The 13967-nt window shown below is 70.9% G+C and carries 13 protein-coding genes; 4 read left to right on the top strand and 9 right to left on the bottom strand.

The annotated features are described in order from the left end of the window. Nucleotides 1-7 precede the first annotated feature (7 nt). Nucleotides 8-1528: an SDR family oxidoreductase gene (locus L0965_RS00380; RefSeq protein WP_101305268.1), complete on the bottom strand. Its 1521-nt coding sequence runs from the start codon at nucleotides 1526-1528 to the stop codon at nucleotides 8-10. Nucleotides 1529-1601: 73 nt separating this feature from the next. Further along, nucleotides 1602-2276, bottom strand: coding sequence for a hypothetical protein (locus L0965_RS00375; RefSeq protein ID WP_101305267.1), 675 nt, complete (start codon nucleotides 2274-2276; stop codon nucleotides 1602-1604). 151 nt (nucleotides 2277-2427) lie between these two features. Between L0965_RS00375 and L0965_RS00370 the strand changes: the two genes are divergently transcribed. Continuing rightward, nucleotides 2428-2832: a DUF6855 family protein gene (locus L0965_RS00370; protein WP_101305266.1), complete on the top strand. Its 405-nt coding sequence runs from the start codon at nucleotides 2428-2430 to the stop codon at nucleotides 2830-2832. A gap of 140 nt (nucleotides 2833-2972) precedes the next feature. On the opposite strand, the gene L0965_RS00365 is transcribed toward L0965_RS00370, so the two are convergent. The 4 genes from L0965_RS00365 to L0965_RS00350 are packed head-to-tail and all read right to left on the bottom strand — an operon-like array spanning nucleotide 2973 to nucleotide 7825. Continuing rightward, on the bottom strand, nucleotides 2973-4667 hold the full coding sequence (locus L0965_RS00365; RefSeq protein WP_101305265.1) for a glycoside hydrolase family 13 protein: 1695 nt from the start codon (nucleotides 4665-4667) through the stop codon (nucleotides 2973-2975). A 40-nt stretch (nucleotides 4668-4707) separates the two neighbouring features. Continuing rightward, on the bottom strand, nucleotides 4708-5616 hold the full coding sequence (locus tag L0965_RS00360) for a carbohydrate ABC transporter permease (protein WP_101305264.1): 909 nt from the start codon (nucleotides 5614-5616) through the stop codon (nucleotides 4708-4710). Then, nucleotides 5616-6524: a carbohydrate ABC transporter permease gene (locus tag L0965_RS00355; protein WP_060960129.1), complete on the bottom strand. Its 909-nt coding sequence runs from the start codon at nucleotides 6522-6524 to the stop codon at nucleotides 5616-5618. Before L0965_RS00355 ends, L0965_RS00360 begins: the two co-directional genes overlap by 1 nt. Continuing rightward, complete coding sequence (locus L0965_RS00350; protein ID WP_101305263.1) at nucleotides 6521-7825, bottom strand: ABC transporter substrate-binding protein; 1305 nt, start codon at nucleotides 7823-7825, stop codon at nucleotides 6521-6523. Before L0965_RS00350 ends, L0965_RS00355 begins: the two co-directional genes overlap by 4 nt. Before the next feature lie 119 nt (nucleotides 7826-7944). On the opposite strand from L0965_RS00350, the gene L0965_RS00345 reads away from it, so the two are divergent. Next, a complete protein-coding gene (locus L0965_RS00345) occupies nucleotides 7945-9192 on the top strand; it encodes an ROK family protein (protein WP_232783960.1) in 1248 nt (415 codons plus the stop codon). A gap of 441 nt (nucleotides 9193-9633) precedes the next feature. On the opposite strand, the gene L0965_RS00340 is transcribed toward L0965_RS00345, so the two are convergent. Together L0965_RS00340 and L0965_RS00335 are read right to left on the bottom strand one after the other, a co-directional pair. Further along, nucleotides 9634-9969, bottom strand: a complete 336-nt coding sequence (locus tag L0965_RS00340; RefSeq protein ID WP_101305262.1) for a DUF6804 family protein — start codon at nucleotides 9967-9969, stop codon at nucleotides 9634-9636. Continuing rightward, entirely contained in the window at nucleotides 9966-11027 is a 1062-nt protein-coding gene (locus L0965_RS00335; protein WP_101305261.1) for a zinc-binding dehydrogenase, read from the bottom strand. Before L0965_RS00335 ends, L0965_RS00340 begins: the two co-directional genes overlap by 4 nt. 181 nt (nucleotides 11028-11208) lie before the next feature. On the opposite strand from L0965_RS00335, the gene L0965_RS00330 reads away from it, so the two are divergent. Beyond that, nucleotides 11209-12414, top strand: a complete 1206-nt coding sequence (locus L0965_RS00330) for an ice-binding family protein (RefSeq protein WP_198553661.1) — start codon at nucleotides 11209-11211, stop codon at nucleotides 12412-12414. Between the two features lie 38 nt (nucleotides 12415-12452). Continuing rightward, nucleotides 12453-12620: a hypothetical protein gene (locus L0965_RS00325; RefSeq protein ID WP_167626536.1), complete on the top strand. Its 168-nt coding sequence runs from the start codon at nucleotides 12453-12455 to the stop codon at nucleotides 12618-12620. 60 nt (nucleotides 12621-12680) lie between these two features. Here L0965_RS00325 and L0965_RS16680 read toward each other — a convergent pair whose 3' ends face one another. Beyond that, nucleotides 12681-13832, bottom strand: a complete 1152-nt coding sequence (locus L0965_RS16680) for a DUF998 domain-containing protein (RefSeq protein WP_101305260.1) — start codon at nucleotides 13830-13832, stop codon at nucleotides 12681-12683. Nucleotides 13833-13967 lie beyond the last annotated feature (135 nt).

Below are 13967 nucleotides of genomic sequence, written 5' to 3'. Positions count from 1 at the left end.
CGGCCGGTCACCACGGGCTCTTGCGGTAGTCCTTGAGGAAGATGCCGAACAGGTCTTCGCCCGCCTCGCCCCGCACGATCGGGTCGTAGACGCGGGCCGCGCCGTCGACCAGGTCGAGCGGTGCGTGGAAGCCCTCCTCGGCGAGGCGCACCTTCGTGTAGTGGGGGCGTTCGTCGGTGATCCAGCCGGTGTCGACGGCCGTCATGAGGATGCGGTCGGTCTCGAACATTTCGCGGGCGCTGGTGCGCGTGAGCATGTTCAGCGCCGCCTTGGCCATGTTCGTGTGCGGATGCCCCGGCCCCTTGTATCCGCGGCTGAACACCCCCTCCATGGCCGACACGTTCACGACGTACTTTCGCCGCGCGGTCGACGCCGCCATGGCGGGGCGCAGGCGGGAGACGAGCAGGAACGGCGCGGTCATGTTCGCCAGCTGCACCTCGAGCATCTCCAGCGGCTCGACCTGGTCCACCGACTGGGTCCAGCTGTTGATGTGGTTCTCGTCGGGCACGAGACCGCCCGCGTCGATGGCGGTACCGGCCGCCAGGCGCTCCAGCGACGACGAGCCCGCCGCCATCGCCTCGGCGGTCAGCTCGTCGGCCGTGCGGGCCGCGGCTGCGAGGATGGGGTGGCTCGACACCGACTGCGCGAGCGCGAGGGGATGCGCGTCGTTGGTGTGGCCGAAGGTCAGCAGCTCCGGCAGGGGTCCCGTCGGCAGCGGCGCGAGCTCGGCATCCACGAGCGGCTTGTAGGCCCCGGCGGAGCGGCGCACGGTCTGCGCCGCGTTGTTGATGAGGATGTCGAGCGGTCCGTCGGCGGCCACGGCATCCGCGAGACCGATGACCTGGGCGGGATCGCGCAGGTCGATGCCGACGATCTTGAGCCGGTGGATCCAGTCGGCGCTGTCGGGGAGGGCCGAGAAGCGGCGGACGGCGTCGCGGGGGAAGCGTGTCGTGATCGTCGTGTGCGCGCCGTCGCGCAGCAGCCGCAGCGCGATGTACATGCCGATCTTCGCGCGGCCGCCGGTGAGGAGGGCTCGCCTGCCGGTCAGGTCGGTGCGGGCGTCGCGCTTGGCGTGGCTCATCGCCGCGCAGTCGGGGCACAGCTGGTGGTAGAACGCGTCGACGGTCGTGTACAGCTCTTTGCAGATGTAGCAGGCGCGCGGCTTGATGAGCTCGCCGGCGATCGGCGCCGCCGTGCGCGCCGCGAGCGGGATGCCGCGGGTCTCGTCGTCGATGCGGTCGGGGGCGCCCGTGGCGGTGGCGGCGACCACCGCGCGGTCGGCGTCGGCGATGCGCTGGCGCTTCTCCTGACGGGACAGGCGCTTGACGTCCTTGTACATCTTTCCCGTCTGGCGGCGCAGGGCGATGTACGCGGGGTCGTCGCGGTCGAGCTGGGATGCCGCGTCGATGACGCGCAGCGCGATCTCGAGCTCGGCCGGGTCGATCGTCGCCGCGCTCGGGTCGGTCGTCGGCGGTGCCGAGGCGGAGCTCTCGGGGGTGTTCGCGGGGTCGGCGGGACTTTCGGGCACGCCAGAGTTTACCCGGGCACGCCCGGGCCGGGGGTCGGTGTGCCCGGGCCGGAGGCGGCGCGGCGGTCGAGTGTCAGCCCGCGATGCCGAGGAGCTGCTTCGCGGCGGCGACCGCGGGGCCGCCGGAGATGCGCGGATCCTGGTTGAGGGCCCCGGAGGTGATCGCGACGGCGAGCCCCGGCACGTCGACGTTGGTCACGAAGATGCGCAGGTCGCCGGTGTTCTTCGTCAGCCAGGCGATGCCGCCGCGCGCCTCGAGCGCGGCATCCGCGACATAGTCGGAGCCGATGGCGGCGATGTCCTCCTTGGCGGCGACGTCGACGGCGCCGTTGTTGGTCGTGACCGTGATGCTGACATTGTTGACGTCGTCGCCGATCGCCGAGATCCAGTCGCACTGCACGGTCTGGCCGTCGTTGTCCGCACCGTTCGGCTCGAGCCCGTCGAGCGCCGAGCCCAGCAGCGACCCCATCGCGGCGCAGTCGGGGTAGCGGCCGAGCACGTCGGCGAGCGCCATGGTCGGGACCGACGGTGCGCTGCCCCCGCCCGCGTCACCACCGCCGTCGCCTCCGTCGCCGTCGCCGGGATCGCCGGTGCTGCCGGTGGGCGTCGCGGCTCCGACGGCGCCCGAGCCGGAGACCGACGGCGATGACGCGACGTCGGCCGCGGCGGCGCATCCCGCGAAGCCGAGAGCAGCGGCGCCGAGAAGGAGGACGAGAGCGGTACGGGGTACGAAGCGGGGGGCTGTCACCCGGGCATCCTAGCCAGCGTCACGAACCCGCCACGGAAGTTCTCCACAGCCCCCTCGCCTCGGCAACCTGGGCTCGACCGCTGCCGCGATCGTTGACTCGGCGCCGGTGCCGTGCGAGCCTGACGGTCAAGCACGCTCGCGGGAGGCAGCCATGGTCGAAGGCACGAAGCAATCCCCCTGGGATCTGACCACCGCCCCGGGCACATCCCGCTACAGCATCTACCGGGATGATTCCGCCGACCCTCCTGTGCTGTTCTGCCACGTGGGCACCACCTGGCTCACCTACCACGCCCGTGCCGTCGAAGATCTGGCGCAGTGGCTCGCGGCGCAGGGGGATTGGGTTCCACTCGGAGCCGCGGATGAGAACAAGCCGGCATCTCCCGGAACGATCGAAGCGTGGGCTCGGGAGCCCACGAACCCTGTCGGTGGGTGGTACGGCCTGCGCAAGGGGTATCGAGGACGGTTCGCCATGTACGTTCCTCCGCTCTTGGAGCGGCTGGGTCTGATCGAACTGACGCACGACCCCCGCAACAACAAGGCGCGCGCGATCGTCTGATCGTGCAGGTTCGCGCGGCCCCGCCCGCGGTGCCCGAACTGCAAGGGATGCCGGGCGACCCGCCGCGGCATCCGCTCGCCCGGCGGCGCGCCGCCCGAGAGACCTTGCAGTTCGGGCGCCCCTGAGGTCACCCCGCCGGCTCAGGCCGCGGCGACCCACACGGTCGTCTCCCCCGGCACGACGCCCCCGTCGATCGGCGCGCTCGACAGCACCACACGCTGCCCCGAGGCGAGGGGCAGCGCGAACGGCTCCACGCCGAACACCGTCACGACCTCCCACCCGTTCGGGCGGCGGAAGCGCAGCACGTCGTCCCGGCCGGTCTCGACCCATTCCAGGTGCTCCGGCGCGAGCAGCTCGTGCCGCAGGGCGAGCGCGCGACGGTAGAGCGAGAGCGTGGATGCCGGGTCGCCCTCCTCCGCCTCGACCGACACGTCCGCGAACCACGACGGCTGCGGCAGGTGCGCGCCGCCCGAACCGAAACCGAACGAGGAGCCCTCGCGGGTCCAGGGCAGCGGCACGCGGCATCCGTCGCGCCCGTACTGCTCCTGGTGCGTGCGGAAGAAGGTCGGGTCCTGACGTTGGTCGGCGGGGATCTCGGCCACTTCGTGCAGGCCCAGCTCCTCGCCCTGGTACAGGTATGCCGATCCGGGCAGCCCGAGCAGGAACAGCGACGCCGCGCGCGCACGCCGCAGTCCCCCGACCCGATCGATGACCGCTTCATCGGCGCCGGCTTCGAGCCAGCCCCCGCCGTGTCGGTTCGGCACGGCGCCGTCGATCTCCTCGACCCGCGGCAGTGCGTAGCGCGTCGCATGCCGGAACACGTCGTGATTCGACAGCACCCACGTGCTCGACGAGCCGGAACGGGCCGCGAGGGCGATGTTGTCGGTCACGATCCGGCGGAACTCGCCCGCGTCGAACGACGCGCGCAGCAGGTCGAAGTTGAACGACTGGCCCAGGCTCTCCGGGCTCGCGTACTTCGGCACCCGGTCGGAGGCGACCCAGGCCTCGGCGACGGCGGTGCGCGGCGGGTCGTACGCGTCGAACACGCGGCGCCACTCGGCGTAGATCTCGTGCACGTCATCGCGGTCGAGCAGCGGGTGCGAGCCGTCGACGGGCAGCGCCGCGAGCTCGGCCGCGGACGGCAGCGGCTCGCTCAGATCCTTCGTGAGCATGTGCGCGACGTCGATGCGGAAGCCGTCGACCCCGCGATCCGACCAGAACCGCAGCGTGGTCAGGAAGTCGGCGCGCACCTCCGGGTTGCTCCAGTCGAGGTCGGGCTGCTCGATCGCGAAGCTGTGCAGGTACCACTGCCCGTCGGCGACGCGCTCCCACGCCGACCCGCCGAACGCCGCGGTCCAGTCCGTGGGCGGCTCGGATCCGTCGGGGCCGCTTCCCTCGCGGAAGATGTAGCGCCGCCGTGCGGCCGATCCTCGACCTGCGGCGAGGGCCTCCTGGAACCACGCGTGCCGGTCGGACGTGTGGTTCGGCACGATGTCGACGACGATCCGGATGCCGCGGGCATGCAGCGCCGCGACGAGCTCGTCGAAATCGTCGAGCGTGCCGAGCCGCGGATCGACGTCGCGGTAGTCCGCCACGTCGTAGCCGCCGTCGGCGAGCTCGGAGGGGTAGAAGGGACTGAGCCAGACGGCATCCACACCCAGCTCGGCCAGGTAGTCGGCGCGCGACAGGATGCCGCGGAGGTCGCCGATGCCGTCGCCGTCGGCATCCGCGAAGCTGCGGGGGTAGACCTGGTAGACGACGGCCTGGCGCCACCAGTCCCGATCCTCCGGGCGGGAGAGCGCGGGGCGGTCGGAGACGGAGAGCAGGGCGGACATGCGGGACCTTTCGCTATGGGAGGGGAGGTGAGAGACGGGATCAGCCCTTGACGGCGCCCTGGGTGACGCCCTCCATCACCCAGCGCTGGGTGAAGAGATAGGCGAGGATCGCGGGCGCCATCGCCATGAGGTACGACGCGAACGACACGTTGTAGTTGTTGCTGAACTGCGTCTGGAAGAGGTTCTGGCGCACGGGCAGCGTCTGCAGCGCCGGGTCGGAGATGATGAGCGACGGCATCATGAAGTCGTTCCAGGCGTAGAGGAACGCGAAGATGCCGACGGTCGCGCTCATCGGTGCGAGCAGCGGGAAGATCAGCTTCGAGAACGTCTGCCACGTGGTGGCGCCGTCGATGCGCGCGCTCTCCTCGAGCTCGATCGGGATCGACCGCAGGAACGCCGTGAACAGCAGGACGCTGAAGCTCAGCTGGAACATCGTGGCGAGGATGATAACCCCGAACGGGTTGTCCAGCCCGACCCGGCCGGTGAGCTGGATCTGCGGTAGCGCCACGACGGGGAACGGGATGAACATCGCGGCCAGCAGGTAGAAGAACGAGTACCGGAACAGCCGCCGATCCCAGTTTCGCACGATCGCGTACGACGCGAACGCGGCCAGCAGGATCGTCGCGACGACGGTGCCCGCGGTGACGAACAGGGAGATGCCCGCCCCGACCGGGAACGTCGTGAGGTTCCACGCCTCGACGAAGCCGTCGAAGCTGAACGGCGCGGGCAGCGAGAACGCGTTGCCGTCGACGGCCTGACCGGTCGTCTTCAGCGACATCGAGATCGTGACGTACAGCGGCAGCAGCACGGTGACGGCGCAGAGGATCAGGACGACCGTGGTCGACCAGCTGACGCGCTCACCGCGGGAGGCGGGGCTCTTGCGACGGCGGTCGTCCGCGGGCGCGAAGGCCGCGGCATCCTCGGCGACGAGGGCGGGTTGCGTGGACATCAGAAGGCGTTCCTTCCGCGAGTCAGCGAGAGCTGGAGCAGGGAGATGAGGATGGCGACGACGAAGAAGATGGTCGCGTTGGCCATCTGGTAGGCGTAGTCGCCGCCGTTGAAGCCCGCGATGATCGTCATCGCGACGCTGCGGGTGGCGGTGCCGGGGCCGCCGTTGGTGAGTCCGACGATGATGTCGTACGCGTTCAGGAAGCCCTTGAATCCCAGGATGACGTTGATGACGACGTACCCGGCGACCAGCGGCAGGGTGATGCGCACGAGCTGCTGGCCTTTGGAGGCGCCGTCCAGCGCCGCGGCCTCATAGACGTCGCCGGGCACGGCGAGCAGGCCGGCGATGTAGATGAGCAGCGTCCCCGGGATCGCCTGCCACGCGGTCACGATCACGATCGCGACCCAGGCCAGGTCGGGATCGGCGAGCAGGCTCGTCGACAGCGCCGGGATGCCGAGGGCCTCCCCGACCGACGGAAGCGAGTTCGAGAACAGGAAGTTGAAGACGTAGGCGATGATGATGCCCGAGATCACCATGGGGATCACGAACACGGTCCGCAGGGCCGTCTTCAGCCGGATGCGGGCGGTGAGGCCCACCGCGAGCAGGAACGCCAGCACGTTCACGACGATCACGGTCGCGATCGAGAAGCCGATCGTGAACAGGTAGCTCTGCAGGATGGCGGGGTCGCTGAACAGGGCGATGTAGTTGGTCAGCCCCGTGAAGTGCCACTCGCCGATGCCGATCGAGTCGGTGAAGCTGAAGAAGATCCCCACGACGCCCGGCACCGTGATCGCCAGCGTGAACAGGACGAGACTCGGGAGCAGGAAGAAGTAGTAGATCGGCTCGACGCGCCGATGGCTGCGCCGGGCGGTGCGGTCACCGGCGGTGACGATCGTGGACGTGGTCATTGCCCGGACTCCTCTGTCTCGGTCGTGGGGGCGGGTGCGCGGAAGGCGAGGCGCGCCCAGTCGGCATCCATCGTCCGCAGCGTCGCCTCGGGGCTCGCGCCCAGCACGACGGCCTGCACGTAGTTGAAGACGGGGATTGTCTTGGGCACCAGCACCGACGGCCCCTGGTAGACCTTGCCCGCCGTGTAGAAGGGGATCATTCCGGCGATGCGGGGATCGTCCGGTGCGGGCGCGTCGGTGGTGGGGGTGAAGCCGAGCTGCGCGGCGTTGTAGGCCTCGATCGTCTCGGGGCGGTACAGGTACTCGAGGAAGTCCCGCGCGGCATCCTTGTGGCGGGAGCCCTCAGGGATCATCGCCGCGAGGTCCATGTTGACGCGCACGCGGAGGTCGGCCGGATCGTCGGTCATCGGCAGCGGGAACGTGCCGAGGTTCAGGTCGGGCGCGGTCTTCGCGATCTCGCTGAACGCCCACGGTCCCTGCAGGTACATCGCCGCCTCGCCCTTCGCGAAGGCGAGGTTGCCGTCGCCGTAGCCGCGACTGGCGGCATCCGCGTTGACGAACTGCGACGTGAGCTGCGTCATCTTCTCCAAGGGCGCGGTGAAGTCCTTCTGGAACGAGGTGGCCGCGTCGGGCCCGACGGCGTCGCCTTCCGCGGCGAGGCGGTTGAAGAAGTCGACGACGTCGACCGAGCCGCCGACCGAGTAGTCGTACCAGCCCTGTCCGACCGTCCAGTCGTCCTTGAAGGTCGCGTAGAACGGGGTGATGCCGGCCGCCGTCAGCTTCGCGCAGGCGGCGAGCAGCTCGTCCCACGTCGTGGGCACGTCGATGCCGGCCTGCGCGAAGAGGTCCTCGTTGTAGATGACGGATGCCGCCATCACCGAGTACGGCAGCGCGCTGACGCGACCCGGGCACGAGCCGTACTGGTCCATGAGGGCCTGCAGGTCGTCGCGGGTCGTGGACGCCGCGGTCGTACCGCTCAGGTCACTGAGGGCGCAGCGCTGCACGAAGCGGGCCGTCTCGTAGTTGTAGTTCGCGAGCATGATGTCGGGCGGGTTGCCGCGGACGAAGCTCGCCGAGACGACGTCGACGCCGGAGGTGTCCATCTCGACGCGCACCCGGTCCTGCGACGCGTTGTACCGGTCGACCACGCCGTTCATGAAGGCGAGGGCCTCGCGCTTGCTGAAGGTGAAGCGGATGGTTTCGCGCCCGTCACTGCTGCACCCCGCGAGGAGGGTGCCCGCCAGGGCGAGAGCGACGCCGGCGGCGACCGCCCGCAGCGCTCGAGAGGTTCTCACAGACACCGTCGTCCTTCCGTCCGGCGGCGCATGCGCCGCCTCTCGAGATTCGATCCAGATTAGATTTAGTGGTCGAATCAATTGGATGGCAATACTCTGACAGAACACCCGCGGAGAGGTCAAGAGTGAATCAGACGGTCGTCGAGAGCGGCACGGGGCGCGCCAGCGTCGACAGCGTGCTCGACTTCGCGTGGGATGCCGGGGCCTTCACCGCGACCGACGCCATGCAGGCGGCGTCTCTGACGCGATCGACCGCGATCGAGGCGATCGACACCCTCATCGAGGCGCAGGTGCTGCGAGAGCTGCCCAACGCCCGCGATGCCGGCCAGTACCGCGCGGGGCGCCCGGCGCGCCGATTCGAGCTGCGCTCCGATGCCGGGGTCATCGTCGCCCTCGACGCCGGTGACACGCATCTGACCGCCGCGATCGCAGATCTGGCGGGCGAGACGATCGTCCGCTCGCAGATTCCGCTGTCACCGGCGCAGAGCGTGGACGACCGTCGTGCGGCGATCGTGGGGCACGTGCAGGCGACCCTCGCCGACGCCCGGATCACGGCCGACCGCGTGCTGGCGCTGTGCGCAGGGGTCGCCGCACCCGTGACGCGTCGCGGCGCCTCGCCCCCGCATCCGGAAGGCTTCTGGGAGCGCACCAATCCGGGGCTGATCGACGCGCTGCACGACTGGGCAGACGTGGTGGAGGTCAAGAACGACGCGCAGCTGGCCGCTGCCGCCGAGGGCACCGACGGCGGCGCGGTCGGATGCCGCGACTACGTCGCCCTGCTCGCGGGAGAACGCCTGGGCGCCGGCGTGGTCGTCGACGGACACCTCCTCCACGGCGCGCACGGCGGGGTCGGGGAGATGTTCGCGTTCGACTACATCCGCGACGTCGACTCGGCTTTCGGGCTCGGCCCGTCACTCGAACGGCACGCGCGCGAGCTCATCTCCCGGGCGGTCGCCGGCGGGGCGGAGGCCGGCGAGGCGGAGGCCGGCGATCGGCGTGCCGGGCTGGCCGCGCTCGACCCCGCCGCCGTGCACGGGCGGGAGGTGCTCGAGCTGGCCGCCGCCGGCGATCCGCTCGCCCGCGAAGCCACGGATGCCGTCGGTCGCGTGCTCGCGCGCATCGTGGGCGTTCTCGGGAACATGTTCGACCCCGAGCGCGTCATCGTGTGCGGGGCGATCGCCGACGGCATCCAGCCCGTGCTCGATGCCGCGCAGCGCACGCTCGCCGCGCAGATCCACCTTCCCGCGCCGGCGCTGCTGAGCTCGACGCTCGGTGGCGACGTCGTCATCCGGGGCGCGCTGGCCCGGGCGCGCGAGTGCGCCCGCACCGTCGCCCTCCCCCGGCGCGTCGCCCGGGCCGCCCGCCCCGCCTGACCCCCGCCGCCGGCGGCAGGGCTCGGTGTTGCGCGGCCCGGCCTGGCCTGGCTCGGCCTGAAGCGGAGCCCAACTGCAAGGGATGCCGGGCGACACGCCGCGGCATCCGCTCACCCCGCGGCGCGCCGCGCGACAGACCTTGCAGTTCGGGACGCAGGAGGATCGACGGGCGCGGCGAGCCCTTGCAGACCGGGCGCCGCACGGGCGCCGACGCGGACCGCCACCAGCCATCGCACGCCGCACGCACCCCAACCTGTCCCGCGCCGCCGCCCGGCCGCGCCCGACCTGACCCGCCGCAGCCTGAAGGGGAGCCCAACTGCAAGGGATGCCGGGCGACACGCCGCGGCATCCGCTCACCCCGCGGCGCGCCGCGCGACAGACCTTGCAGTTCGGGACGCGGGAAGATCGACGGGCGCGGCGAGACCTCGCAGACCGGGCGGGTCAGCCCCGCGGGGTCTTGATCAGCGCGCCGGCGACGAGGAAGACGATCGCGGCCGCCGGCTGCACGAGCGACCAGACCACGCCGTCGAACCCGAACGGAAAGACCGGGTTCCACACCACGGCGATCACGGCGAAGACCGCCGCCCACACCCACTGACGCGCCTGCACGGCGAACCAGCCGACGATCAGCGCCAGGATCGCGACGACGAAGAGCACGACGATCCCCCAGCCCGCCGTCAACAGCACGGGCGCGAGGAACAGCACGGCGGCCGCGATCAACGCGGGGGCGAGGGCGTTGCGCTGGAACGTCGGCTCGCTCGGCTTCGCGCCACTCATGCGGTCGCCTCCGACACGGCATCCACCGCAGGATCGATCATCGTCATACCGGCAAGCGTGGCACGGTCGAAGGCGGGCAGCAGCGCGGCGGCCTCGGCGAGCGAGATCGTGCGTTGGATGAGATCCTGCGGGCGCAGTCGCCCGGCCGCGATGAGCTCGAGCATCGCCGGATAGTCGACGGCGGCCATACCGTGGCTGCCGAGCAGATCGAGTTCCCAGGCGATGGCCCGCGCCATCGGCATCCCCGACAGCCCGGTCTCCGACGGCAGCAGCCCGACCTGCACGTGGCGACCGCGGCGACGCAGGCTCAGCACGGCATCCGTCGCGGTCTGTTCGGCGCCCACCGCGTCGATCGACACGTGTGCGCCTCCCCCGGTGATCCGGTGGACGGCGTCGGGCACATCCGTCCCGTCGGCGAGCACCACGGCGTCGGCGCCCAGAGCGGATGCCGCGGCCAGCGCCGCCTCCGTACGGTCGACGGCCAGGACGTGCGCACCGAGCGCGCGGGCGATCATCACGACGCTCAACCCCACCCCACCGGCCCCGACGACCACGACCCATTCACCGGGCTGCAGCCGGGCGCGGGCGGTCAGGGCGCGAAACGCCGTCGCGAACCGGCATCCGAGTGAGGCGGCCGCGGCGAACGACACGTCGTCGGGGATGCGCACGAGGTTGGTGTCGGCGGCGTGAAGGGCGACGCGCTCGGCGAACGAGCCCCAGTGCGTGAACCCGGGCTGCTGCTGGTCGGGGCACACCTGCGCGTCGCCGGCGCGGCACCACTCGCACGCCCCGCAGCCGCACACGAACGGCACGGTCACCCGGTCGCCGACCGCGAAACGCTCGACCCCCGCGCCCGTCTCCACGACGACCCCGGCCAGCTCATGGCCCGGAACGTGGGGCACCGCGATGTCGTCGTGGCCCACCCACGCGTGCCAGTCACTGCGGCACAGACCTGTCGCCCGCACCTCCACGACGACGCCGCCAGCGGGTGCGACCGGGTCATCGACCTCACGCACCTCCAACGGCTCGCCGACGGCATCCATCACCACTGCACGCATCCGGGCCCTTTCGTCCCCTTCACGCTAGCCGGTGACGCGGCCCGTCCATTCCTGACCGTTTGGCACCAATCGTTGCCGTTTCCCCAGATCCGCGCGGGAAAGGAGCATACTGCACAGACAGGAGATCATTCTCACGTCGTCGACGGCTACCCTGTCCTCCCCCCTTCAGACAGGTGCCGCCATGGCCACATCCCGCTCGTTCCCTCCTTTTCTCACGGTCCTCACCGGCCTCGCTCTCGCCGCGTCGCTGGCGATGATCGCCAGCTCGTCCGCGTCGGCGGCAACGGTGATCGACGGCCCGGTGGACCTCGGCACGGCCGCGCCCTACGGTGTCCTCGGCGCCAGCGCCGTCACGAACACCGGACCCACCGTCGTGAACGGAGATCTCGGAATCTCCCCGGGCACCTCGATCACGGGCTTCGGGGCCGCACCGGACGGCGTCGTCAACGGCACGGTCCATCAGACCGACGCTGTGGCCGATCAGGCGCAGAGCGACGCCACGACCGCGTACGACGTCGCCGCCTCGCTGAGCCCCACCCAGACGGGCATGACGGAGCTCAACGGGCTGTCGCTCACGCCGGGTGTCTACTCCGGCGGCACCCTCGGCCTGGCCGATACGGGTGAGTTGACTCTCGCCGGCAGCGCGAACTCCGTGTGGGTCTTTCAGGCCGCCTCGACGTTGACGATCGGCTCGGGCACGCGCATCATCATCACCGGTGGCGCCAGCTCCTGCAACGTGTTCTGGCAGGTCGGCAGCTCGGCGACCATCGGCACCGGTGCGCAGTTCCAGGGCACCGTGCTCGCTGACCAATCGGTCACCGCCACCACGGGCGCGGTCGTCGTCGGACGACTCCTCGCCCGTAACGGCGCCGTGACGCTCGACACGAACACGATCACCGCGCCGAGCGGCTGCCCGAGTCCCGGAACGCCGTCGGAGACCATCGCTCCGGTGATCACCTCGGCCGGGCCGACCGGCGCAACCGCCGGGACGCCCTACTCCTTCACGGTCACCGCCACCGGCAACCCCGCCCCCACGTTCACGGCAACCGGCCTGCCTGTCGGGCTGAGCCTGGACGGCGCGACGGGCGTCATCTCGGGCACCCCCACGACACCGGGCACATCGACGGTGACGATCACGGCATCCAACGGCACCTCGCCGGACGATACGACCGTCGTTCAGGTCACCGTCGCCCCGTCGGCGACCGCGCCTTCGGCGAGCCCCCTCTCCCCTCCGGCGGGTGGTGACGTCGGCGGCGACCACTCCCCCGCGGAGCTGGCGGCGACAGGCGGCGACTCCACCGTGCCGCTTGCTGCGGCAGGCCTCCTTCTCGTGGGCTGCGGCGCTCTGACCACGATCGCTCGTCGACGTCGGTCACGACGTATCTGAGTTCCCCCCCCCAGCCCGCTGAACATCGAAGGAACCCCATGAAGACCGTCATCGTCCTCCTCGCCATCTGGCTCATCCTCAGCATCGTCGGCTTCGCCATCGAGGGGCTGTTCTGGCTCGGGATCATCGGCATCGTGCTCTTCCTCGCCACCGCGGCCTTCGGCGCTGTCCGCCGCTCCGCCGGCAAGGCCAAACGACGCGCCTGATCCACCGGCGGCATCCGCCCGCCCGCCGGGTGTCACCGGCACGCACGGCGGGTCGCCCTGTCAGACCGTCGCGGCGGTCCCGTCCGGCTGCGCGACCGGAGCGGACGCGAGGGGTGCGGCCGGTGCGGCGGCATCCGCGTACGCCCTCGCCTGGCGCACGAAGAGCATGAGCCACGCGAACAACAGGCCGGCGATGATGAACTCCGACCCGGTGAGGTTGTAGTAATCGACGGGTACCCAGAGGGCGACGGCGACGAGGATGCCCGCGACCACCAGCACCGAGAAGACCGCGATATCGCGGCCGATCCCGGGCACGAGGGCGAGCAGGCAACCCACGAGCACGCCGAAGACGACGACCATCCCGGATGCCGCGCCCACGTGAACCGGGAAAGCCATGGCATCCGGAACGAACCCGGCAACCATCAAACACAGGCCGATCACCGCGAGCAGCCAGGCGAACAGTCGTGCACGCCGCTGCGCGGTCTCGACGTGCGCGCGCAGTCCGATCTCGAGATCGTGGGCGACGAAGTTCGCGAGCGCCGTGATCACCGCACCGGTCGTGATGAGGGAGAGGTTGAACTGGTAGCCGGCGTATCCCGACTCGTTGCCCAGTTCGGAGAAGTGGAACCTCCACCAATCGCCCTGTGAGGCGCTGACCATGCTCGCCAGCGTGCCGATGAACAAGACGAGAGTGGCCAGGGAGGCGACCCCGGTCGAGGTGACCCGCGCGCCCGAGGCCGACGCGACGTAGGTCATCGCTCCGACGGCAGCGGCGGCGAGGGCAGCGGCACCGAACGGGTCGATCGTGAGGCCGCGGAATCCCAGCTGGAACAGCTCCGCGACGGCCACCACCACCAGCGCCGCGAGCATCATCATCGCGGCCGACAGCGCGATCAGGTCGGTGGCCCGCTTGGCGCGCGGCAGAGTGTTGCGCCACGCGAGATATCCACGGCGCCGTTCAAGGGCGAACGAGACGGCGAAGGCGGGACCGGCCGCGATCGCCGCGAGCAGCGCCGCCAGGCTCCCGACGGATTCGCCGCCGCCGAGCGGCATCCGCACCCCACCCATGACGAGCACCGTCGCCGCCGCTGCGACAAGAGCGGCGCCCAGCGCCCACCGTGTCGCTCGGGCCTCGACCGTCGGGGAGAAGCGGGGCGTCTCGGATGCCGCGTGGTGCGTCCGTCGCGCGGGAGACGTCCGCCATCTGCTCACGCGTCGAGCTTACTTTCGGCCCCGCCCGCACCGTCCGCCGCCGGGCCAGGACTTCGCTCGGCCTGCTCCGGCGGCAGGCGGCCGGCCTGCTGCCTTCCACCCATGACCCGAACTGCAAGGCCACCGCGGCGACAC

Origin of the sequence: Microbacterium sp. NFH-22A-Y, from assembly GCF_021401375.1 — a bacterium.
Taxonomy (GTDB): domain Bacteria; phylum Actinomycetota; class Actinomycetes; order Actinomycetales; family Microbacteriaceae; genus Microbacterium; species Microbacterium hominis.
This window is presented reverse-complemented; position numbering and strand designations above follow the sequence as displayed.

Excerpts from the sequence above, each read along its gene's own strand:
- L0965_RS00335 (WP_101305261.1), bottom strand. The coding sequence starts at position 11,027 with ATGCGTGCAGTGGTGATGGATGCCGTCGGCGAGCCGTTGGAGGTGCGT.
- L0965_RS00355 (WP_060960129.1), bottom strand. The coding sequence starts at position 6,524 with ATGACCACGTCCACGATCGTCACCGCCGGTGACCGCACCGCCCGGCGC.
- L0965_RS00365 (WP_101305265.1), bottom strand. The coding sequence starts at position 4,667 with ATGTCCGCCCTGCTCTCCGTCTCCGACCGCCCCGCGCTCTCCCGCCCG.
- L0965_RS00330 (WP_198553661.1), top strand. The coding sequence starts at position 11,209 with ATGGCCACATCCCGCTCGTTCCCTCCTTTTCTCACGGTCCTCACCGGC.
- L0965_RS00340 (WP_101305262.1), bottom strand. The coding sequence starts at position 9,969 with ATGAGTGGCGCGAAGCCGAGCGAGCCGACGTTCCAGCGCAACGCCCTC.
- L0965_RS00360 (WP_101305264.1), bottom strand. The coding sequence starts at position 5,616 with ATGTCCACGCAACCCGCCCTCGTCGCCGAGGATGCCGCGGCCTTCGCG.
- L0965_RS00325 (WP_167626536.1), top strand. The coding sequence starts at position 12,453 with ATGAAGACCGTCATCGTCCTCCTCGCCATCTGGCTCATCCTCAGCATC.
- L0965_RS00370 (WP_101305266.1), top strand. The coding sequence starts at position 2,428 with ATGGTCGAAGGCACGAAGCAATCCCCCTGGGATCTGACCACCGCCCCG.